Annotated in this window: 19 protein-coding genes; 17 read left to right on the plus strand and 2 right to left on the minus strand. The window is 36.0% G+C overall.

Going from position 1 to position 22,948, the window contains the following annotated elements; all coding sequences use genetic code 11:
• Positions 1-64: 64 nt before the first annotated feature.
• The 12 genes from DMB95_RS03205 to DMB95_RS03260 all read left to right on the plus strand — a co-directional run bounded on the left by DMB95_RS03205 (position 65) and on the right by DMB95_RS03260 (position 13,468).
• Positions 65-313, plus strand: a complete 249-nt coding sequence (locus DMB95_RS03205; RefSeq protein WP_137633336.1) for a hypothetical protein — start codon at positions 65-67, stop codon at positions 311-313.
• Positions 310-732 carry a CiaD-like domain-containing protein gene (locus tag DMB95_RS03210; RefSeq protein WP_142930892.1) on the plus strand — a complete coding sequence of 141 codons (423 nt, stop codon included), beginning with the start codon at positions 310-312 and terminating at the stop codon, positions 730-732. The genes DMB95_RS03205 and DMB95_RS03210 overlap by 4 nt, the downstream gene beginning before the upstream one ends.
• Positions 701-1,858, plus strand: a complete 1,158-nt coding sequence (locus DMB95_RS03215; protein ID WP_142930893.1) for a CCA tRNA nucleotidyltransferase — start codon at positions 701-703, stop codon at positions 1,856-1,858. Before DMB95_RS03210 ends, DMB95_RS03215 begins: the two co-directional genes overlap by 32 nt.
• A complete protein-coding gene (gene purU, locus DMB95_RS03220) occupies positions 1,824-2,651 on the plus strand; it encodes a formyltetrahydrofolate deformylase (RefSeq protein WP_142930894.1) in 828 nt (275 codons plus the stop codon). The genes DMB95_RS03215 and purU overlap by 35 nt, the downstream gene beginning before the upstream one ends.
• A gap of 69 nt (positions 2,652-2,720) precedes the next feature.
• Positions 2,721-5,087, plus strand: coding sequence for an autotransporter outer membrane beta-barrel domain-containing protein (locus DMB95_RS03225; RefSeq protein ID WP_142930895.1), 2,367 nt, complete (start codon positions 2,721-2,723; stop codon positions 5,085-5,087).
• Positions 5,088-5,287: 200 nt separating this feature from the next.
• Positions 5,288-6,133: a ChaN family lipoprotein gene (locus tag DMB95_RS03230; RefSeq protein WP_162056711.1), complete on the plus strand. Its 846-nt coding sequence runs from the start codon at positions 5,288-5,290 to the stop codon at positions 6,131-6,133.
• Between the two features lie 129 nt (positions 6,134-6,262).
• Positions 6,263-8,527 carry a TonB-dependent receptor domain-containing protein gene (locus tag DMB95_RS03235; protein WP_142930982.1) on the plus strand — a complete coding sequence of 755 codons (2,265 nt, stop codon included), beginning with the start codon at positions 6,263-6,265 and terminating at the stop codon, positions 8,525-8,527.
• Between the two features lie 164 nt (positions 8,528-8,691).
• Positions 8,692-10,986 carry a TonB-dependent receptor domain-containing protein gene (locus DMB95_RS03240; protein ID WP_142930897.1) on the plus strand — a complete coding sequence of 765 codons (2,295 nt, stop codon included), beginning with the start codon at positions 8,692-8,694 and terminating at the stop codon, positions 10,984-10,986.
• A 9-nt stretch (positions 10,987-10,995) separates the two neighbouring features.
• Entirely contained in the window at positions 10,996-11,817 is an 822-nt protein-coding gene (locus tag DMB95_RS03245; RefSeq protein WP_142930898.1) for a MotA/TolQ/ExbB proton channel family protein, read from the plus strand.
• Positions 11,811-12,212 (plus strand): ExbD/TolR family protein, encoded by a 402-nt coding sequence (locus DMB95_RS03250; protein ID WP_142930899.1) that lies wholly within the window; start codon positions 11,811-11,813, stop codon positions 12,210-12,212. Before DMB95_RS03245 ends, DMB95_RS03250 begins: the two co-directional genes overlap by 7 nt.
• Positions 12,209-13,024, plus strand: a complete 816-nt coding sequence (locus tag DMB95_RS03255) for an energy transducer TonB (protein WP_142930900.1) — start codon at positions 12,209-12,211, stop codon at positions 13,022-13,024. Before DMB95_RS03250 ends, DMB95_RS03255 begins: the two co-directional genes overlap by 4 nt.
• A 66-nt stretch (positions 13,025-13,090) precedes the next feature.
• Positions 13,091-13,468, plus strand: coding sequence for an NINE protein (locus tag DMB95_RS03260; protein WP_142930901.1), 378 nt, complete (start codon positions 13,091-13,093; stop codon positions 13,466-13,468).
• 16 nt (positions 13,469-13,484) lie between these two features.
• Here DMB95_RS03260 and DMB95_RS03265 read toward each other — a convergent pair whose 3' ends face one another.
• The gene (locus tag DMB95_RS03265) at positions 13,485-13,880 is read right to left on the minus strand and encodes a pyridoxamine 5'-phosphate oxidase family protein (protein WP_142930902.1); all 396 of its coding nucleotides are present in this window, start codon (positions 13,878-13,880) and stop codon (positions 13,485-13,487) included.
• A gap of 146 nt (positions 13,881-14,026) precedes the next feature.
• On the opposite strand from DMB95_RS03265, the gene DMB95_RS03270 reads away from it, so the two are divergent.
• The 5 genes from DMB95_RS03270 (at position 14,027) to dnaE (ending at position 20,494) form a co-directional block, all read left to right on the plus strand.
• A complete protein-coding gene (locus DMB95_RS03270; protein ID WP_142930903.1) occupies positions 14,027-14,494 on the plus strand; it encodes a tRNA (cytidine(34)-2'-O)-methyltransferase in 468 nt (155 codons plus the stop codon).
• A 70-nt stretch (positions 14,495-14,564) separates the two neighbouring features.
• Positions 14,565-16,013 (plus strand): alanine/glycine:cation symporter family protein, encoded by a 1,449-nt coding sequence (locus DMB95_RS03275; RefSeq protein WP_142930904.1) that lies wholly within the window; start codon positions 14,565-14,567, stop codon positions 16,011-16,013.
• A 2-nt stretch (positions 16,014-16,015) separates the two neighbouring features.
• A complete protein-coding gene (locus DMB95_RS09540) occupies positions 16,016-16,159 on the plus strand; it encodes a hypothetical protein (RefSeq protein ID WP_170999487.1) in 144 nt (47 codons plus the stop codon).
• On the plus strand, positions 16,156-16,704 hold the full coding sequence (locus DMB95_RS03280) for a DJ-1 family glyoxalase III (protein WP_142930905.1): 549 nt from the start codon (positions 16,156-16,158) through the stop codon (positions 16,702-16,704). The genes DMB95_RS09540 and DMB95_RS03280 overlap by 4 nt, the downstream gene beginning before the upstream one ends.
• 205 nt (positions 16,705-16,909) lie before the next feature.
• Positions 16,910-20,494, plus strand: a complete 3,585-nt coding sequence (gene dnaE / locus DMB95_RS03285) for a DNA polymerase III subunit alpha (RefSeq protein ID WP_142930906.1) — start codon at positions 16,910-16,912, stop codon at positions 20,492-20,494.
• 177 nt (positions 20,495-20,671) lie between these two features.
• On the opposite strand, the gene DMB95_RS03290 is transcribed toward dnaE, so the two are convergent.
• Positions 20,672-22,756 carry an RNA degradosome polyphosphate kinase gene (locus DMB95_RS03290; protein WP_142930907.1) on the minus strand — a complete coding sequence of 695 codons (2,085 nt, stop codon included), beginning with the start codon at positions 22,754-22,756 and terminating at the stop codon, positions 20,672-20,674.
• Positions 22,757-22,948: the final 192 nt, after the last annotated feature.

The following is a 22,948-nucleotide window of genomic DNA, read 5'->3' on the forward strand; positions in this document are numbered from 1 at the left end:
AAACAATACTTAACCTCCTTTACGCTATAATCTGCTTGCATTTTTTGGAAAAAAGTGAGTGATGATGATTAAAAATACCATAACAGAAGCGTCTATTTATGAAGCTCAGGGGCTTAAAAATGAAGCTTTAGAAATTTATAAAAATATACTTAAAAATGATCCAAATAACCAAAATGCTATTGATGCGATTCGTCGCTTAAGTGGCTTGCGATCAAAGCATCCGGATTTAAATACACAAATGCTCGATTTTTTCTTAAGAATGAAAAGCGAAGAAGAGATTAATGAGTTTAAAAGGTGGTTGATAAAGATATGAATTTGCACGATTTAGCAAAAAAAACTATAGATGAAGTCAGCAAAGAAGAGTTGCACGAAGAGGTGGAAAATAAAATCGCTTTAGCCAAAGAGCAAGAAGAAAGCAAGCTTGAAGAAACTCAACTTGATGAGCCAGAAGTGATTGATTTTAATGCCTATGAAAAAGAAATAAACGAGCTTATAGAGAAAAAAAGCGAGGAAAACAAAGAACCGCAAGTCCTCATCAATGACAAACAAGACGAATTTGCTGGACTTTCTTTTAATGAAGAAGTGTTTTTAAAAAATATAAGAGAACGCGTGTTAGTGCTTTTTGAGGGTTTAAGCAGTAGCGATGAAAAAGATTTGCGTTCAAGGCTTGATTTAACCATAAATTTCTTAGAGTTTTTGCTTGCAAATATCGAAGATAAGCTTAAAAAATAAAGCAAATTTAGATTTTATCAAAGAATACTTCAAGCCTTACACCAAAAGAGCGTATCTTGTGGGTGGAAGTGTAAGAGATATGCTCTTAGGACTTGAGCTTAATGACTTTGATATAGAATTTTATGATATAAGTTTAGAGCTGTTTGATGAACTTTGTATAAAACTTGGTGCAAGCGGAGTTGGAAAAAGTTTTTTTGTGTATAAATACAAGAATTTTGATCTTGCCTTAGCACGCACAGAAAATAAAATCGCTTACGGACATAAGGGCTTTAAAATCCATATTTGCAACGATGAAAAAGTGGCTGCTAGACGCAGGGATTTTACTATCAATTCGATGATGATTAATATCTTTACAGAGGAGTTTTTAGACTTTTATCAAGGCAAAGAAGACTTGGAGCGAAAAATTTTGCGTTGTGTTGATGCAAAAAGCTTTGTGGAAGATAGTTTAAGAGTGCTTAGAGCAGTGCATTTTATCGCAAGATTTAAGCTTGATATCGAACCAAAAAGCCTAGAACTTATGCAAAGTATGGATATAAGTGATCTTAGCCTTGAAAGAATCAATGCTGAGTTGTATAAATTCTTTAAAGCAAGCGATCTAGTCTTTGGTTTTGAGGCTTTGCAGAGTTTAAATTTAGAACAAAAGCTCTTTTTGCACGATACAAGCAAAAATGAAAAATTACCATTTTTAAAACAAATTCTACGCAGTGCAAGAGAGTTTATCGCTGATGAAGCTTTGTTTTTATATGTATATCTTAATCTTTTTTGTATCGATAAAAAGGCTTTTTTTGAGAGAACAAAGCTGAAAAAAGAACTTTTGCAAAAAACAAAGCAAGACTTTTTTCAAGATGAAGTAAAAGACTTTGAATTGCTTTATATAGCGTGTCAAATGCCACTTTGTCAGTGGCTTGGACTTTGGGATAAAACACGCATACAAAGGGCAAAAGAACTCAATGTGTATCATCAAGCTTTTCAATGCAAAGTCAATGCAAAAGAACTTGAAAAACAAGGCTTTAAGGGCAAAGAACTTGGTGATAAAATCAAGCTTTTGCAACAAGAGAAAATCAAAAACTATCTTCAAAATAAGGAAAAAAATGAAAAATTATATACTCAAAATCACAACGCATGATGAAAAAGGTTTGATTTACAAAATCTCTGAAATCATTTTCAAGCACCATATCAACATCATTAAAAACGATGAATTTGTAGGTGAAGGGCGTTTCTTTTTTAGGGCAAGCTTAGAAGGCGAACTTGATGAAAATGCCTTTTTAAACGCCTTAAAACAAACTCTTCCTCAAAATGCAAGCATTAAATTGAGCGAAAAAAGAAAGAAAAATATCATCATTTTGGCCACAAAAGAAGCTCATTGTCTGGGGGATTTGCTCATTCGTCATTATAGTGCTGCTTTGTTTGCTGATATTAAAGCTGTGATCTCAAATCATGATACTTTGCAAGAACTTGTAAAGAAATTTAATCTCCCTTATCACAGCATAAAAAGCGAGGGTTTAGATAGACAAGAGCATGAAAAAAAGGTGCTTGAATGCTTAAAACAATACGAATTTGATTATATAGTTTTAGCTAAATATATGAGAATTTTAAGTGCTGAGTTTGTGGCTCATTATGAGGGCAAGATCATTAACATTCATCATTCATTTTTACCTGCATTTATCGGTGCAAATCCTTATAAACAAGCTTATGAACGAGGAGTAAAGATCATCGGTGCAACCGCTCATTTTGTCAATAACAACCTTGATGAAGGACCTATCATCACTCAAGCTGTTTTGCCAGTAAGCCATCAACATAGCTGGCAAGAGATGAAAGAAGCTGGAGCAAATATCGAAAAAGATGTACTTGCAAAGGCTTTAAATTTGGTTCTTGAGGATAGGATTTTTATCCACACAAACAAAACTATCGTTTTTTAAGCCTAAACAAAGTCAAGTGTAACATTTTTGTGTTAGAATGGAGTTTAAAATACAAAAAAGAGAACTTACATGAATACAAAGATTTTAACCCTGTCTCTTATCTGCGCAAATGCCTTATACGCAGCTGATATCAGTGCTTTATCAGGCTCTGTGAGTTTAAAAGCAGGCGAACAAAAAGAAGATAGTGCGGTTTCAAAGCAAGGCAATGGACAAGCAAGCACTTTTGGTTCAGATAAAGCTAGCTTTACCCTAAATGGAGCAAGCAATGCAAGCTACACCCTTAAGGCTAAGGACACAACCACCACCTTTTATATGGGGCTTATCACCTTAAATCAAAACTCGCAATTTGCCTTAAGTAATTTTCACACCATAGCTTTTGAAAGAGGTATAAACGTAAATGCAAACTCTACGCTTAGCGTTATCTCAAGTGGAAATACGATCAACGCTCAATTTAGTGATTATGGCGGAGCTTCAAAAGTAAGATTTAATCAAAACGCCACACTCTCGCTTCAAAGTGGATCAAGAGCAAAATTTTCAAATGCTGACTTTTTTATCCATGATGGAAAGATCATCCTCCTTGCTAACTCAACCCTAGAAGTTGAGGCAAGTAAAGGTATAAGGATACAAAGAACCTTAGAAAGCACAAATGCTACGATTAAATTGAGTGGCGATGTCTATAACATAGGCAACAAACTCTTTGGTTTTCAAACTTCTTCTTCAACCTGGACTAGCAATGGTAGCAAAATAGAAATCAATGGAGATTTTTATAACGGCGGCAATGCCAAGGTTGATGAAAGTGGCTCTGTGAGCGGTTTCAATGTCTTTGATCCATATTATAATGGTGGAGGAAATTTGATCTTAAATAACACCACAATGAGTGTTAGCGGCAAATTCGTATCTAGGGCAAGCAACGATCTTAGCCAAGAATCAAATGTAAAAATTTATGGTAGCACGCTTAGCGTTACGGGTGGCTTTGAAAACAAAGAAGGTTCAAATTTAACCTTTGGTGTGCTTAATAACACTATGGGTAAGCTAGAAGGTGATTTAAGCAATGATAAAGGCAAGGTGTTTATCGATACAGATAATATACAATTTGACACAGCTTATCAAATCGTTACTGGTAGCATTAGCGGTGTTACAAGCATTGAGCTTTTAAATCCAAATTCAAGCTTTTTGAATGTGATTTGTCAAAATGGTTCAGTTACTATTACCCAAAAAACCTCAAGCGGTGGCGGTGGCTCTTGCAATGGTAGTTCAAGTGGTGGATCAGGCGGAGGCGGTAGTTCAGGTGGTGGAAATTCAGGTTCTGGCGGTGGCAACTCAGGCGGAAGCTCAAATCAAACTGCTCTTGATGAATACAAAAGCTCACTTAACACCCAAGATCAAAAGCTTCTTAGCTCCCTAGTTAATCGTTTTGGCGGAGCAGACAAGCTTTTAACTAGCGATCTTGATGTCAAAGAAACAATGAAAACGATTAACAAAAGCGTAGAGGATAATCTCATCACGCGTCCAAAAACACTTCTTTCAGCGTTCAAAAGCGATGCTATGGTTGCTCCTTTGGCTCAAGGTTTTGTTTCAAGACCTACAGCTTCAAATGACTTGATCCGCTTTGATAATGGAAGCTTAGTAAGCGGACTTGATTACAGCGGTAAAGATTTTTATGCAAATGCTTTTGGTGGGGTTTTAAGAGCTGATGATACAAAGGGCTATTTGGGTGGTTTTAACTTAGGCTTAAGTAGCTTTGATGAAAATTACCTCGTTCAAGGACAAATTTCTTATGCAAGAGGCTCAAGCACACAGGATTTAAGCACGCAAAGCTCTAAAACGACAGGTGATTTTATCCAACTTGGATTTTTTTCAAGGATAGATTTTGTGCCTGCTTTAGAGCTTGATTTGAATTTAAATGCTATTGCTGGCTTTTTTTCGGTTCAAAGTGATAGCTTTATCAACCCTCTTTTAAGCTCAAAGTCTAAATTCAATACTCAAGAGCTCAATGGAGGCTTTACTTTAGGTTATAGGTTTGGCGAGCGATTGTCATTTAAGCCTTTTGCTGGTTTAGAGCATTATCTTATACACCAAGGTGGCTTTAAAGAAGAAGGTGGGCTTGGTATAGAATCAAAAGCCTATACACACTATGCTTTAGGCGGAGTTGTAGGAGCTGAAACGCGTCTTGAGCTTGATAACTCAGCCTTTGTTTTTGCTAAGGTAAGCTATGAGGACAAACTCTATCATTCGCATAAAAATATCTTTTTTAGAGTCAATGATCAAAGCCTAAAATACAAAAATGAAAGTTTTGATAGCAGTTTGCAAGCAAGTATTGGGGCGCAAATTTTTGCTATAAACAACGCTAGGCTTAATGCTGAAATGATTTACAAGCACTATGATTCAGGTTTGAATTATTATGGTGGAAATTTAATGCTCAAATATGTATTTTGATCTGTAATCACTCTTCGCTTTTTAGATATATTCTTTGTTTAGAGCACAAAACTTAGAATATATCTTTTTTTAAGACTTTCTCTTTTTATTTTTTAAATTTTATATTAAAATAAATTTTGATTTTTGTTTTTAATTAATACAGCTTTAAGTTAAAAAAGTATAAGATTTGTCATTTTATTTTAATTTAGAGAATGGTTATTATGAAAAATATTTTTTTATTAAGCTTTTTAGCTTTAGTTTTTATGGCATGTTCTGTTTCTAAAGTCGCAAGTGCTAGGGCAGAATTTAAAGATGAAAATTTCATCATCTATGAAAGTCTTACTCAAAAACAAATTAACTTTGAAGCCTTTATGAACGAGCTTTTAAAGCAAGACATCATCTTACTTGGCGAAAAACACGATGAAGTGCTTCATCATCTAGCTGAAGAACGACTTGCAAAAGAGCTTTTAAAGCATAAAAAGATCAATATCGCTATGGAAATGATTAGCACAGATAAGCAAAGCTTAATCGATAAGGCAAAGGCTGAAGGAGTTCCTGCAGATAAGCTTCAAACAGCGATTGATTGGGATAAGCGCTGGAATTATGAAGATTATAAAGGCGTGGTTGAACTTGGCTTTTATGAGGCAAGATTAAGTGGAGCAAATCTTTCAAAAGCTGAGATAAGCACCATTCACAAAGGTGCTATGCCTTTAAATGGCGTGCTTTCAACCACAAAAGAAGTCAAAAATAATATCAAAAAAATCATCGCTTATAATCACAAAGTCGATCTAAACGATAGCGTGCAAAGTGCTATGCTTGATAGCTTTGTTGAAGCTCAGCAGTATAAAGACAGACGCATGGCAGATGTTTTAGTGCATTCATCTGAGCCAGCCTTACTCGTAGCCGGACGTTACCATGTAGATAAAAGCATAGGCGTGCCTTTGCATATAAAAGACTTTAAAAGCAAAAAGAAATTTGTTGTAGTGATGCTTGGTGTGGATAAAAGCGATATAAACGCAAGCACGGCTGATTTTGTATGGTTTTTAAAGCCTTTTAAAGATCAATGATTTATCACTACTTTAAACATATATCAAAAAGAAAGGAAATGAGCGTGAATGAGCTTTTAGAGCATTTATTTTTTACCTGTTAATTAATTTTAAAGGATAAAAATGAAAAATGCTATTAAAATTTCTTTCATGGCTTGTTTTGCTTGCATGCAATTACTTGCACAAGAAGGGGGGGGGGCATTGCAAGAGGAAACTCTTGAATTTGACACTCTAGAGGTTTCAGGCACAGGTGTAAAAAATGACGAAAAAGTCTTTGTAACACCCGGAGCAGTAAGCTCAAGAGAAGGTATAGGCTCAAATACACAAAGTATAGATAGTATAGTGCGTAGCGTGCCCGGAGCCTATACAAACACCGATCAAGCTCAAGGCACGCTTCAAGTTAATATTCGTGGTATGACTGGCTTTGGACGCGTTAATACCATGATTGATGGCGTAACTCAAACTTTTTATGGTAGCGTATCAGATGATCCAGCTGGCTTTCACACGCAAACTGGCACTTCAGCCTTTGGAGCTGTTGTTGATACAAATTTTCTCATCAGTGCAGATATAGAAAGAGGCTCATTTAGTGGCGGACATGGTGGGCTTATGGGTTCAGCAAATTTTAAAACTATAGGCGTAAATGATCTTGTGCGCGAGGGCAATGTCTTTGGGCTTTTAGGACGTTTTTCTTATGGGAGTAATGGAATTGGACCAAGTTATATGGGTTCAGTAGCTGGCAAAAGCGAGCTTGAAAGTGGTGGATATATAGGCGTGCTTTTTGGTTATAGCGGAAAGAGAATTACTCAAAATTACACCGTAGGCGGAGGTGGCAAGATAGGTGATACTATGGTGGATACTGATGGAGATGGTATAGCCGATACTAGCACCGCTCCTTTTGATCCAGATTTTTTAACCCAAAAACCAAATTCACAACTTTTCAAGCTCGAATACGCCCCAAATTCTTTTACCAACGCTATATTTTCTTACCGCAGGTATCAAAATGAGCTTGCTGGCAGAAAGATAAATAATGACAACTATCAACTTGACTTTTGGCATAATCCTACTTGGTGGCTCAATCTCAACGCCCTTTTTGCCTACAATCAGGGCATACAAACTTATGGCTCAAATTCTACTTTTGGAGCAAATATCGCCATAGCTAATACAAAAGCGAAAAACAAAGCTACTACTTTTGATATAAGCGATACTTTAGAGAGTGAATTTGGCGGATTTAAGCTAAACACTCGTTTTGGGACAAATGTTTTGCTTAATGATTATAAAAATACCATAAATATATCAGCAAACACAGGAACAAGCTCTCTACCTTTTCAGCCTCGTGGAAAACAAAATCTTTTAACTTATTATCTTGATAATAGCTTAAACTATGGTATTTTCACACTTGGCACCAATGTCAACCTTTTAGATTGGAATATCAAAGGACACAGACCAGCTTGCGATGAAGTAAATTTTATGTGCTTTCCAAAAACAGCTACTGATATAGACAAAGATGGACTACGTTTTAATGCTTCTGTGATGCTTTCGGCTACTTTTCATGAACTTTTTACACCCTTTGTAAGCTTTGCAAGAACAAATAGAGCTCCTAACGTGCAAGAAATGTTTTTCTCAAATAACGAAGGCAATGGTGTTAATCCCTTCTTAAAACCAGAGCAAGCCAATACTTGGCAAATAGGCTTTAACAGCTTCAAGCATGGGCTTTTAAAAGATGATGATCGCTTTGGCTTTAAAGCAGTGTATTATCATACGAAAATAAAAGATTATATTTATAACGATCAGTTTTATCTCGAGAATGCGGATGGTAGCCAAAGCTCGCAATTTTATATGCACTTAAATTCGGTTGATGATACTATATTTAAGGGTGTAGAATTAGAATTGAGCTATGATTTTGGCTTTGTTTATACTAAAGCTATGTATTCAAGGCAAGAAACAAGCTCGGCTATCTCTCAAACTTCAGGACCTCAATTTGGCTCTTTTTCAGCGAGTAAAATTATGGAACTTCCAAAGGATTATGCAAATATAGAACTTGGTGTTAGGCTCAGTGATAGGATCAGCTTTGGCGGTATAGCAAAATACACCGGAAAAGCAAAAAGAGTAAATCCAAATACTGACGCTTGGACAGAGGATCCAAACAACCCTTATTATCCTGATCCAAGCACACAGGATTTGCCAAGAATTCCTACCATAGTAGATTTATATTGGAATATAGAATGGCTTAAAAATTTCACTATGAGAGCTGAAGTGCAAAATGCTTTTGATGAAAACTATATGGACGCTTTAAATGCTTACAATTCACTAGATAATCAGATTCAATATGATGGTACTACAGGCGATCCGATCTATCTTTTCTCAAATTCAGCACGCGGACGCACCTTTGTGGTAAGTTTTGAGTATAAATACTAAAGGAAATATAAGTGTTTTTAAGGTTTTTAAAAAATTTAAAACAAAACAATTTAAATTTAATACCAAAGGACAAGTAATGAGATATTTATTTAAATTTTCTCTCGCAACTTGCTTTGCTTGTATGCAACTACTTGCACAAGAAGAACAGCTGAGGGGGGGGGGCATTGCAAGAAGAAATACTAGAATTTGACACTCTAGAAGTTTCAGGCACAAATGTCAAAAATGACGAAAAGCCCTTTATCACACCAGGTGCTGTATCAAGTCGTGAGGGGATTAATACCGCTACGCAAAGTTTAGATAGTATAGTGCGTAGTATTCCGGGTGGCTTTACGCAGGTTGATGAGTCTCAAGGCACTATTTCTGTAAATATTCGTGGGCTTACCGGACTTGGACGCGTTAATACACAAATTGATGGAGTTACACAGACATTTTTTGGTAGCAGCGAAGATCAAGGGCGGTTTCACGCAAATGGTAAGATTGTTGGCACTTCAGCCTTTGGCGCGGCAATCGATCAAAATTTACTAGTAGGTGTTGATATGCAACGAGGAACTTTTTCGGGTGCTGGTGGGGCTAATGCGCTAATGGGTTCTGCAAATTTTCGCACTATAGGCATAAGTGATATTATTAGCGACAATCGATCATTTGGCGTGCTTACTAAATACAGCTATGGCTCAAATAAACTTGGTCCAAGCTATATGGGCGCTGTAGCAGGTAAGTATAATTTTACAAATGATGGCTTTTTGGGTCTTATGTATGCTTATAGTGGGCGCAAACTTTCGCAAGGTTATAAAATAGGCGGCGGCAGACTTTTAAGCGATCTGGGTGGAAACGATGCAGATGGTGATGGGCGCCCTGATAATGCAGCCTTTGATCAAAGCAATCTTACGCAAAAACCTATAAATAAACTAGCAAAAGTTGAATTTCAAAAAAATGCAAGTTCAGCCGTGCTTTCTTATAGGCGCTATGATAACGAATTAGCTGGGCGTGAAATCAATGATGATAACTATCAACTTAACTACCGCTTTGATCCTGAGACAGAACTTGTGGATTTGCGTTTTTTAGCAGCTTATCACAAAGCTGATCAATACTACAACGAAACAGCTTCTTTTATGCAAGGAGCAGCTGGTAAGATGAAAGGCGTAGCGACTAACACAGCTATAACGCTTGATCTTAGCAATGCTTTTTATTTTGATTTAAATGAGGCGCAGAATTTAACAAGCACTTTAGGTGTAAATTTCTTAAGCAATTCTTATGATAGAGATTTTGATACAAGCTCTTGTGATCCAAATGATAGTATGTGCTATGATTATGATAATGGCACATATATCAATTATTTTCGTTATGGTTTTGCGCCTGAGGGGAAGCAAAAAATCACTACAATTTATTTAGATAATACTTACAATTATGAAATTTTTGAGCTTAATGCTAATGTTAATGCTATGTATTATGAGTTAAGTGCTGATAAAGGGGCGTGTCGTGAGGTGAATTCTTACTGCGAACCAAAAGCGGCTGGGTATTTTAAACAAAAAGATATGAAATTTAACACCTCACTTATGGCTAGCCTTAAGCTACACACGCTTTTTACGCCTTTTATGTCTTACTCACGCACACACCGAGCACCAAATGTGCAAGAGTTCTTTTTCTCAAGTACTTATGATGATTTTCAAGATATAAACACAGGACTTAGACCAGAATTTTCTGATACTTATCAAATCGGCTTTAATTCTTTTAAGCAGGGATTAATCAGCGAGCATGATGTTTTTGGTTTTAAGGCGACTTATTTTTATACCGATGTTAAGGATTATATTTATAACAAATCCATCGGAAATATTAGCGATACGGCAGATTCTCCACTTTTGTTTCTGTCCTTTAATGGCGAGGCAAAATTTAGCGGTATTGAAAGTGAGCTTTACTATGACGCTGGCTTTGCTTATGCAAAAATTTCTTACACACACCAAAACGCAGATAGACAAATTTCAGAAAATGAAGCCAACGCAGGTGGTGGAGGAGGAGGTGCAAATATCAAACACACCGGACAAAGCCAGTTTTCAACTCTGCCAAAAGATATCGCAACAGCTGATTTGGGACTTCGTTTTTGGGATAAACGCATAGTTTTTGGCACACTTATCAAATACACCGGAAAAACCGAGCGTGTTAATCCAATCCTTACAAATGTTAGTAATGGCACTACTCCGGGTGCGCCAGAGGATAATACTTGGGCTTTTAGCACACAAGAGTTGCCAAAAATTCCAACTATCATTGATCTTTACGCAAGTTTTGAACCTTTGAAAAACTTCGTCATTCGCGGTGAAGTGCAAAATTTACAAGATCGTAATTACATGGATGCACTTTATACTTATAATTCTAGCTCCGCGCAAGTTGCTGGAAATGACATTACGCTTTTTAACAATGCTGCTAGAGGACGCACTTTTGTTATAGGCTTTTCATATAAATACTAAAGGAGAACTATGAATACCTTAAAATCTTTTTTCTTGCTTTCTTTACTAGCAAGTTTGAGCTTTACTTGGCTAAATGCTGAGGGAAATTTAAGCGAGCAAGACTTAAATTTAAATCAAGCAGTTTTAGAGCAAAACAGCACTGAAAAAACACAGGCTGGGCAAATACAAGCTAGAGAACAAGAGCCACATAAAACGCTTGAGTTTTCTTTAAGCTCGCTGTATTCAAACGCTGATGCGGTGGTAAAATCAGTCATTGTTATATTAGTGTTGTTTTCTGTGCTTTCTTGGGCTGTGTTTTTCGCAAAAAGCTTGCGTTATAATGCCTTGCTTAAGATGACAAAAAAGGATAAACAAAGCTTAAGCGAGCTTTCAAATTTAAATGAAACCCAAAGTCTTAGCCCTTTAAGCCTTGCTTTAGTGCAAGAAATTCAAGATGAAAGACAAAAAAGTGAGGCGGATGCGCACCTAGAAAAACGCATTCAAATTCGCCTTGAAAGCAAGCTTAAAGAACTTGTTTTTAATGCAAAGCTAGGCATAGCTCTTTTAGCTTCTATTGGCTCAAGTGCTCCTTTTATAGGACTTTTTGGCACGGTTTGGGGGATTATGAATGCTTTTATTGGTATTTCAAAAAATGATAGCGTAAGTTTGGCTGTAGTGGCTCCTGGCATAGCTGAGGCTTTATTTGCTACAGCTTTTGGCTTAGCTGCTGCGATACCTGCGGTGCTTTTTTATAATTATTTGTTGCGCTTAAGCATTAAATTTGCCCAAAGACTTGATGAAAACGCCACTATGCTTTTTGTGATGAGCTTAAGAGGAAACAAGACATGCTAACACACAGCGATGAACAAGAGCTTAGCGAGATTAATGTAACGCCATTTATCGATATAATGCTTGTTTTACTTATCATTTTTATGGTGGTTGCGCCCTTAATCACAAGCTCGGTTAAGGTAGAACTCCCACAAAGTTCATCAAGTGCAAAAAGCGATGAAAACAAGCTTTTTATACTTTATATCAACGAAAATGAACTCTCGCTCAATGATACAAAGCTCGCTTTAAACGAGCTTATCCCGAGTTTAAAAGCTAAAAGCGTGCAACAAGATGAGCTGATTTATCTTTATATCGATAAGCTTGTACCTTATGAAAGGCTAGCTTCAATCATAAATGAGCTTAAAAATGGCGGCTTTCACAAAATCGCCCTTGCAACCCAGATCAAGAACGCACCATGAGCGAACAAAAAGCCCTAATCATCGGTATAATCCTAGCTTTAAGCGTGCATTTGGCTTTTTTAGCCTGTTTGCTTTTTGATTTTTCCTCACGTCAAAAAGAAGAGCTTGGTGGCTTTGAGGCGGATTTAAGTGATACTTTTCAAAGTGTGATGATAGTAGCAAATGTCCCACTTGGCGAGCTTAAAGAGCTTTCAAATCCTTCGCAAAAATCCCTAAAAAGCGACAAATCAGAGAAAAAAACCAAGCAAGAAAAGCAAAAAACTGACAAAAAAAGTCTTGATCTTGAAGATGAAGACTTAGCTACGCTTAAACTCAATCAAAGCAAGGATTCAAAGCCAAACAACGAAAGCAAACAAGTTCAAAGCCAGCAACAAAGCAGTCAAGCCTCAAATTTAAACTCGGATTTAGATAGGACTAAAAAAGATGACTTTTCCTCAGCCCCAGTGCAAGGCACAAGCAAAGAAGCAAGCACGGTTATTCGCGGTTCAGCAAGAGCACAAATTAAAAGCTATCAAGGGCTTATAATGGCTCATCTTAATCGCTTCAAACACTATCCAAGCGAGGCTTTAACAAAAGAAATTCAAGGTGTAGCCTTGCTTGAGATCAAGATAAACGCACAAGGGGAAGTGCTTTCTTGCGTGCTTAAAAAAAGCAGCTCTGAAACTTTGCTTGATGAAGCAAGCTTAAAACTTATCAGCAGTGCAAATCCCCTACCAAAACCGCCAGCTGAGATACTTAAAGGTAGGGAGGTGCTTAGCTTTAGCATACCAATTGATTATAATATCAAAGCATATTATTTAAACAAGCGTTGAATTTTAAGCAAACATAAAAGCTTGATAGGCTAAAATTAAGCCTTTAATTTATTTTAAGGAGAAAAAATGGACGCAAATGCGGTGCTTTTATCAATCAAAGATAAAATTCCAGACTCTAGCCTTGCTATCGTGCAAGATAAGCTTAAAGTAGCAAGTGAAGACAAGCTAAATACCCTAATGGTGCTTCCTTTGAAAAATGTAATCATCGGGCTTGTGCTTGGGCTTTTGTTTGGTGGTTTTGGCATAGATCGCTTTTATAAAGGTGACATAGGACTTGGTATAGCAAAGCTTGTTTTGTGGATACTTGGTTGTGCAACGGTGATATTTTATATAGGGGCTGTGTTTTTGATTATTTTGTGGGTGTGGGTAATCGTTGATTTTTTCCTTGTATGGAAAGGTATCAAGCAAGATAACCTAAACAAAATTCTAGCTGTTTTAAGCTAAAAAAGAGGCTTGTTTATCAAGCCTCAAGCCTCGTTTTAACACCTTTTATACTCAGATCAGCCTTCACATTTTCAAGATAAAATACCTTAAAATTTGGCTCATCAACGCTTTCAAATCGTGTCTTTTTACGCTTTATAAACTCAGCCTTTATAGCCTTGTCTTCATCAAATTTTACTTCGCCAAATACCCTAATCCAAGAAAAATCCGCCGCACACACGCAAATACATACATTAGGATTAGCTAAAAGCTCTTCATACATAGCCTTGTCTTTATTCATACAAAAATAAATTCTATTCTCAATCAAGCTTGCACTACCTATAGGGCGAGAAGTGGGCTTGTTTGCAACACTGGTGCTAAGAATTTGTATAGGATTTTGCTCTAAAAAAGCAAAGATTTTGTGTATATCACTCATCAATTTTTCCTTAATGCTTATTAAAAATTAAAAATAACCCTCATTATAGCAGATTTTAAAAAAGTTTTAATAAATTTATGTCTCATAAATCTCATACAAAAATAAGCAAAATTTGCTATACTATAAGCTTTTAAAAAGGCTTTATTATGTTTCATATCGTGCTTGTCAATCCAAGAATTCCTCAAAATACCGGCAGTATAGGCAGAATGTGCTTTAATGCAGGCTTTCATTTGCATATCATCAAACCTTGTGTATTTAGCCTTGATGAAAAAGCTTTAAAAAGGGCTGGGCTTGATTATTGGGGGAAGCTTGAGCCTATTATCTGGGAGAGTTTAGAGGATTTTTTAAAGATGAATTTAGCTTATAAAGAACGCTTTTTCTTTGCTACGACAAAGAGCAAAAAGCCTTATTTTGAAGCTTGTTTTCAAAAGGGCGATTTTTTATTTTTTGGCAGTGAAAGCTTTGGCTTACCAAAAGAACTTATGCAAATAAATGCAAAAAATATGATCACCATACCCATGAAAAGCTATGGTAGAAGCTTAAATTTAGCCACAAGTGCTGGCATTATCGCTTATGAGGCTTTAAGGCAAAATTTTGCTGATTTTACACATTAGAGTTTTTAGGGCTTTGTCTTAAAGTCTTTATAACAAAGCTTGTGTTAAAATAAAATTTTAAGGAGAAAAAATGCCAAATTTAGCTGATTTTATAGGCTCGCAAATCGTTCCAAGAACTGATCTTATAATGATATTTTGTCTTATAGCCTGTGGATTTTATTATAGTTTTAAGCTTTCTTTCGTGCAGTTTAGAATGCTACCTTTTGTCTTTAAAATCCTCACAGAAAGACAAGACAAAAGCCAGAAAAACAAAGATCATATCTCACCTTTTGCAGCTTTGATGATCTCAACTGCTTCAAGAGTAGGTATAGGAAATATAGCAGGTATAGCTACAGCTATTACCTTAGGAGGTGCTGGAGCCTTGTTTTGGATGTGGGCTATGGCGTTTTTTGGTGGGGCTTCTGCTTTTGCTGAAAGTACTTTAGCTCAAGTATATAAAAGTAAAGATGGAAAAGGCTTTAAAGGAGGACCAGCTTATTATATACAAAAAGCTCTTGGTATAAAATGGCTTGCTATTGCTTTTGCGATCATTTTAGTGCTTACTTATGCTTTTGGTTTTAATGCCTTGCAAAGCTATACTATGACTTCAGCCTTTGAGGTGTATTATAAAAATATAGCTGAAACTGGCGTGAGTTTTGCGGATTCAAATTTTCCTCCTATCATAGGAGCGATTTTAGCACTTTTTGGGGCTTGGCTTTTCTTTTCTCATCATAGTCTTATTGGTAAGGTAAGTTCTATCATCGTGCCTATTATGGCTTTGATTTATATTGCTCTTGCTTTTGTGGCTATTGTGATGCATTATGAGCTTATCCCTAGTGTTTTAAAGCTGATTTTTGAAAGTGCTTTTGATTTTGAGGCTATTTTTGGTGGTTTTGCAGGTTCAGCTCTTGTTATAGGCATTAAAAGAGGCTTATTTTCAAATGAAGCTGGCATGGGTTCAGCACCAAATGCTGCTGCAGCTGCAGTTACAAGCCACCCAGCAAAACAAGGTATAGTGCAATCTTTTGCCGTTTTAATCGATGTTATCATCTGCACAGCTACAGGCTTTTTGGTTTTGTTTTCAACAGCGTATTTTCAAAATTTTGATGCCAGTGGTCAGCCTATTTTAAAGGCTCTTCCTTTGGTGCAAGAGGCGATGAAGAGTTATTATGGAGACATTGGGCTTCACTTTGTTTCTTTTTCTGTAGTGCTTTTTGCTATAACTTCTTTGATAGGTAATTATTACTATGCTCAAGCAAACATCAAATTTCTTACTAATTCAAAATCAGTGATGATGATTTTTAGAATTTGTGCTGTGGCTATTATTTTCATCGGTGCTCAACTTACCTTAGAGCTTGCTTGGAATTTTGCAGACTTAACTATGGCTTTTATGGCAACGACAAATATCATTTCTATCTTGCTTTTAGGCGGTATAGTCAAAAAAGTTATGCAAGACTTTTCAGCTCAAAAGGCTATGGGTATAGATCCAAAATTTAGTGCAACAAAACTTGGCATTAAAAATGCTGAGTGCTGGGAGTAAAAATGGGAATTTTCAAGGCTTTAATCTTCTTGCTTTTTATCGCATTTATTGCTATCTTAGTCATAGGTTTTAACCGCCAAATGATGCAAAGAAATGAGGAGCGAGAACAAAGATATAAAAAACTTAAGGAGAAAAAAGAAGAATGAAAAGCGTTTTAGTACCTATAGCAAAAGGTTTTGAAGAAATCGAGCTTGTAAGCATAGTAGATATTTTAAGAAGGGCTGGTATAAAGGTATGTTTAGCAAGCTTAAATAATGAAAAAATCGTGCTTGGAGCTCATAATATAAGCATTGAAGCTGAGGCAAACTTAGAAGAACTTGATTTTTTAGAATTTGACGCCATAGCCTTAGCTGGTGGGCTTGATGGTATGCTTAATCTTAAAGCAGACATCCGCTTGCTTAAAGGCATACAAGCTATGTATGAAGCAAATAAACTTGTCAGTGCCATTTGTGCTTCACCAGTAGTTTTGGCAAGTGCTGGGGTATTAAAGGGTGATTTTACTTGCTATATAGGCTTTGAAAAGGATATAAAAGCAAATTATCAAAAAAAGGCTGTAGTGGTAGATAAAAATATCATCACCGCTGCAGGACCAGCTTATGCCACCCAATTTGCACTTGAGCTTGTAAGGTATCTATGCGGCGAAGCAAGTTATCAAAGTGTGAGCGAAGGGCTTTTATTAAATTTATTTTGATCTTCTTTGAATGATTGCAACAAGCTTTGTAAAATGAATTTGCAAGGCTTTGTTTAAAAATCCTTGATTTTTAATAATTTTGTTTTAAATTTTGAAAACAAATCTTATTTTTTTCCTTAATCATTTAAGCTACAAACAAGCTCTTTTTTACTTTTTTTTCAGTGCAAATTCTATATAATCAAGCTAAAAAAATTAAGGATAAAAGATGAGTCAATTTACCCACTTGCACTTACATACTGAATACTCTTTACTAGATGGAGCAAACAAACTTAAAGAACTTGCAAAAACGCTCAAAGCTCAAGGTGCGACAAGTGTAGCAATGACTGATCATGGCAATATGTTTGGAGCGATTGACTTTTACCAAACGATGAAAAAAGAGGGCTTAAAGCCTATCATCGGACTTGAAGCATATATACACAATGGCGAGGAGCTAAACGACAAGAGCACCAGACAACGTTTTCATCTTTGTTTATATGCTAAAAACGAAATAGGCTATCAAAATTTAATGTATTTAAGCTCTCAAAGCTACATCAAGGGCTTGTATTATTATCCACGCATTAACAAAAAAATTCTTAAAGAACATAGTGAGGGCTTGATTTGCTCTTCAGCTTGCTTGCAAGGTGAGGTAAATTGGCACCTAAACACCCAAAGTGAAAAAAATCAAAAATTTGGAGCCAAAGGCTATGAAGCTGCCAAGGAAGTGGCTTTGTGGTATAAAGAGGTTTTTAAAGATGATTTTTATCTTGAGCTTATGCGTCATGGTATAGGCGATCAGCTTTTTATCGATGATCAAATTTTAAGATTGGCTAAAGAACTTGACATTAAAGTTATCGCGACAAATGATACGCATTATACTTTTAAAGATAGAGCTGCGGCACATGAGGCTTTGATGTGCGTAAATATGGGTGTAAAGCTAAACGATCCAGATCGTTTAAGACACAGCGTGCATGAGTTTTATGTCAAATCAAGCGAACAAATGAATGAGCTTTTTGCAGACTTACCTGATGCTATTGCAAACACTCAAGAAATCGCTGATAAATGCAATCTTGAGCTCAATCTTGGCAATCCAACCCCGCCAAATTTTAAATTCACAAGAGAATACGCTAAAGAACACGGCTTAAGCTTACCAGAACCAGAGCTTGAGTTTAGTTTTAAAAATGATGATGTTGTTTTTGAACATTTATGTAAAATCGGACTTGATCAAAGGCTTGAATTTATCGATGAAAATAAGCACGAGCAGTATAAAGAGCGTTTAGCTATGGAAGTTGAAGTGATTAAAAATATGAAATTTTCTGGTTATATGCTTATAGTGCATGACTTTATCGCTGTGGCAAAAAGCAAAGATATACCAGTTGGACCTGGGCGAGGTTCTGCAGCTGGTAGCTTAGTATCTTATGCTTTAAAGATAACTGATCTTGATCCCTTACCTTACAATCTGCTTTTTGAACGTTTTTTAAATCCAGAACGCGTATCAATGCCTGATATCGATGTGGATTTTTGTCAAGATAGACGCGATGAAGTGATTGATTATGTGATCGATAAATACGGCTTTGATAAAGTCGCTCAAGTCATCACTTTTGGTAAAATGCTTGCAAAAGGCGTAATCCGTGATGTAGCTCGTGTGCTTGATATCAGCATACAAGATGGAGATGAGCTTGCTAAGCTTGTGCCTGAAGAGCTTAAGATCACGCTTGAAGATGCTTATGCCAAAGAGCCAAAGATCAAAGAATTTTTAGATAGCCACGCTAAAGGTAAAGAATGGTGGGAGTTTGCGCTTGCACTTGAAGGGCTAAATCGCCACGCTGGCGTGCATGCGGCTGGACTTGTGATCTCAAATGAAAGTTTATGGAAAAAAACACCTTTATTTCGCCCAAGTAAAAACGATGAAAAGCACCTTGTAACGCAGTATTCAAAGGACTTTTTAGAAGATGTTGATTTAATCAAATTTGACTTCTTAGGCTTAAAAACCCTAACCGTTGTTGATAATGCTGTAAAGCTTATTAAACAGCGATTTGATAAAGATATCATCTGGGAAAAGATAGATTTAAATGATAAAAAAACCTATGAAACTATACAAAGTGGAAACACACTTGGCATTTTTCAAATCGAATCAGGCGGTATGCAAGCTTTAAATTCAAGGCTAAGACCCGATTGCTTTGAGGATTTAATCGCTGTTTTGGCTTTGTATCGCCCAGGACCTTTAGAAAGTGGTATGGTTGATGATTATATTGATATAAAACATGGCAGAAAAAAAGCTGTGTATGCTTTTGAAGACTTAAAACCTATACTTGAAGATACTTATGGTGTTATAGTTTATCAAGAGCAAGTTATGCAAATCGTGCAAAAAATCGGTGGCTTTAGCTTAGGTGGTGCTGATAATGTGCGCCGTGCTATGGGTAAGAAAAAGAAAGAAATACTTGATGGCTTAAAGGCTGAGTATTTAGAAGGGGCAAAAAAACAAGGCTATGACGCACAAAAAGCTGATGATCTTTTTGAGCTTATCTTAAAATTCGCAGAATATGGCTTTAACAAATCTCATTCTGCTGCTTATGCGCTTATCGCCTTTCAAACAGCTTATCTTAAGACTTATTATCCAAGTGAATTTATGGCTGCATTACTTACTAGCGAGCAAAATAAGGTTGAAAAAGTCGCTCAATATATAGAAGAAATGAAAAGAATGAATATCAAGCTTTTACCACCTAGCATTAACAAAGCTCAGGGCGAGTTTAAAGCTATTGAGCTTGAAGATGGCAGTGAGGCTATAGTGTATGGGCTAGGAGCGATCAAATCAGTTGGCACGCCAGCAGTTACAAATTTAATGAGCGCGCGTCCAAAAGAAGGCTTTAAGGATATAGATGAGTTTATGAGTAAAATCGATCCAACTAAAGTTAATAAACGCACTATGGAAAGTCTTATAAAAGTCGGTGCTTTTGATGAATATGGCTTTACGCGTAGGTGTTTAATCGAAAATTTACCTCACTTGTGTGAAAACTCAAGAAAGATAGCTGAACTTAAGAGAAATTCAGCTTCATCGCTGTTTGGCATTGATGAAGTGGCTGATAATATCAAGATTGATTTAAAAAATATAAGCGAATACGATCTCAAAGAAAAGCTAGATTTTGAAAAAGATATCTTAGGCATTTATGTTTCAGCACACCCACTTGATGAATTTAGCGAGCAAATTGCTGAAATTGAGTATTATAAAAGTCTTGATTTTGAAAATCTTAAGGGTAATGGGCAAATTTTGTGCGTTGGACGCATAGAGGATTTTAAGGCGATGATGAGTAAAAACGGCAAACGATATGCCAAAATGCAAATTTTAGACTTTTACTCAAGTTTTGATGTGGTTGTTTTTGAAAAAAATGTAGCTGAACTTGAAGAAATTTTTAAAGATGAAAAAAGAAGAGTAAAAGCTTATGCTTTTGTCATTAATTACAGAAAAGATGAAAGTGAGTCAAGCTTTATGGTTAATGAAGTTTTAGAGCTTGAGGACGCAAAGAAAAGAGAAATAAAAGCTAAAGTTGGCTTTAGAAATAAATACAAAGAAAAAGAATTTACCCAAGCCCCAAAAGAGTTTGAAAATATGGTGCTAGAACTTGATCTAAGTAAGCTTAATAAGGACATAGTATATGAGATACACGAACTTGCAAGAAAAGCTCACGACCCAAGCAATACCGAGCATAAAAAACTTGTCTTAAAAGTAAGATATGTCGGCTCTTGCTTGCTTTATAACACAGGCTTTGTTGTTTCAAATCAACTTGAAGAACAAATCAAACAAAAATGTGTTTGATTTGTATAAATTACGCGTCATTTTTCTTGGCAATAATTTAGGTTGATTTTGATTTGATTTCTTAAAGCGATATATTAGCTTGCCAAACTTACAAAAATACTATCATGAAATTTTATCACTTTTATTCAAAGCCTTATTATTGTCAATTTTTTATAATTTAAAATTATATCGTCAAGCTCAACTTTCTTTAAAAAGCTTAGATACAAGCCTACTTGCCCTACTTTGATCGCTATGTTTTGTGATGCTTTTATAAATTCTACTCATATATGCTTCTAACACTTCTTGGGAATTCATACTTTTTTCAGTATGTGGCTTTTTGATATATTCTCCGCTACTTTCAAGCTCATACGCAAGCTCATTATCACTAAGCTGAAGCCTTAAAAGCTCGGCTAACTTAGCCTTTAAAGTCTCATCAAATATAGGTGTCATCAACTCTAATCTTCGCTCTAAATTTCTTGGCATAAAGTCCGCGCTTGAGATAAAATAACTCGGATTTGAATGCTTAAAATAAAAAATTCTTGCATGCTCTAAATACTTACCAATGATACTTTTTACACAGATATTTTGGCTGTATTCCTCCTTAGGTCTAAGACAACTTATACCTCTTATAATAAGATCGATTTTTACTCCAGCTTTTGAAGCTTCATACAAAGCTTTAATGATATCACTATCCACAAGTGAATTCATCTTTGCGATGATCACACCCTCTTTGCCTTTGGCGATCTCAACGCCTATCATTTCAAGCACTTTTTCTTTGATTTGATTTGGGCTCATTGCTAAGGTTTCTAAGCGACGATTTTTTGAAAAGCCAGAAAGTATGTGAAAAAAGGTTGTGCTATCTTTAGCGATCTCTGCCCTACTTGTAAAATAGCTCACATCAGTGTAAATTCGAGCTGTGCTGGCATTATAATTACCTGTGCTTAGATGAATATAAAACTTAAGCTTCTCACCCTCTTGTCTTATCACTTGACAAATTTTTGCATGCACTTTAAAGCCAGCTATACCATAAATCACATGAGCTCCAGCGTCCTCTAATGCTTTTGCCCAATGCAAATTATTCTCCTCATCAAATCTCGCCTTAAGCTCCACCATAACCGTAACTTGCTTGCCTTCATTTGCCGCGTCAATAAGCGCTTGGACTATATTTGAGTTTTTCTCCACTCTGTATAAAGTCATGCGTATGGAGATCACCTTAGGATCAGTGCTTGCTTCTTTGATGAGCCGAAACACCGGATCAAAGCTCTCATAAGGATGAAAAAGCAAAACATCTTCTTTGTCTATGCACTCAAACACAGACATATTTTCACTAAATGGTGGTAAAACTTTTGGCGTATAAGAAGGAAAAAGCAAATGTGTAAAAGCTTTGTTGCCGATGATTTGCCAAAGAGAAGGAAGGTTTAAAAGTATCTCGTATTCATAGACATCTTTATGAAAAATTTTCATATGCGTGTTTAAGAAATTGACGATTTGCTCATCAGCGTTTTTTTGAATTTGAAGACGAACAAAAGCTCCTTTTCTACGAAGTTTCAGCCCTCTTTCAAGTATCATCATAAAATCATCTGCTTCTTCTTCTTCTATGCTAATATCAGCATTTCTTGTTACCCTAAAAGCTGCTGAAGCTAAAAGTTTATAGCCCGGAAAAATCTCTTCTGCGTGGCGATGAACTATACTTTCTATAGGCACATAAACATTCGTGCTTACCGCATAAAAACGCGGCAAAAGCCTTGGTATGCGGATCATTCCAAATTTAATCAATTCAGGTTGCAAGGCATCGCAAAGCTTTACAGCCAAAGAAAAAGAAAGGTTGTTTAGGTGTGGAAAAGGGTGCGTCGCATCAACAGCGATTGGCACGATCACTGGAAAGATATTTGAGAAAAAAAACTCATCACATTTTTCTTTAAGCTCGCAATCAAGCTCCTCATAAGGCTTGATAAATAAATTTTCTTTTTCAAGCTCGTTTCTAATCTGCATAAAATACTTTTCAAGCAGGGGTTTTTCTTTGTGAAGGTATTTGCGGATTTCTTTAAGCTGCATTAAAGGCGTCATCTCATCAGCCCCACTTAAACTTACTCCAGCGGCAAAAAGTTGCTTAAGCCCAGCTACGCGTATCATATAAAACTCATCTAAATTCGTGCAATAAATGGCTATAAATTTGAGTTTTTCAAGCAAGGGTATATCACGAGAGCACTGATCTAAAACGCGAGTGTTAAATCTCAGCCAAGAAAGCTCTCTATTTAAAAACATTTTTGGGTTATTATGCATCTTTTAGCCTTTGAAAAGAAAATTGCTATATTTTAGCATATTTTTTCTCTCTTGGATAAAAAATAAAAATTTGAAATTTTTATTTTTTAAAAAAACTCTATTTTTATTAATTTTTAAATAGATTGCAAAATAAATTTTACTTGCAATAATAGCAAAAAGGCTTATTCCAAATTTAAAGATTAACTTGATCAA

The sequence above is a fragment of the Campylobacter sp. MIT 12-8780 genome, from assembly GCF_006864535.1.
GTDB lineage: Bacteria > Campylobacterota > Campylobacteria > Campylobacterales > Campylobacteraceae > Campylobacter_D.